The organism is Pelomonas parva (genome assembly GCF_043555835.1).
Classification (GTDB): domain Bacteria; phylum Pseudomonadota; class Gammaproteobacteria; order Burkholderiales; family Burkholderiaceae_C; genus Pelomonas; species Pelomonas parva.
Genome location: NZ_JBIGHV010000040.1, coordinates 1 through 291 on the forward strand (window position 1 = coordinate 1; position 291 = coordinate 291).

The window sequence follows — 291 nt, forward strand, 5'->3', positions numbered from 1 at the left end:
AGGTCGGCGAAGAAATCGAAATCGTCGGCATCCGCGAAGTCCAGAAGACCACGGTCACGGGCGTCGAAATGTTCCGCAAGCTGCTGGACCAAGGTCAAGCAGGCGACAACGTCGGCATCCTGCTGCGCGGCACCAAGCGTGAAGACGTCGAGCGCGGCCAAGTGCTGGCCAAGCCCGGCACCATCAAGCCCCACACCCACTTCACCGCTGAGATCTACGTTCTGAGCAAGGAAGAGGGCGGCCGCCACACGCCGTTCTTCAACAACTACCGTCCCCAGTTCTACTTCCGCA

General features: G+C 61.2%; 1 protein-coding gene. It reads left to right on the plus strand.

Annotated elements, in window-relative coordinates; all coding sequences use genetic code 11:
- On the plus strand, positions 1-291 hold a 291-nt coding region (locus ACG00Y_RS28910), incomplete at both ends, for an EF-Tu C-terminal domain-related protein (protein ID WP_394485101.1).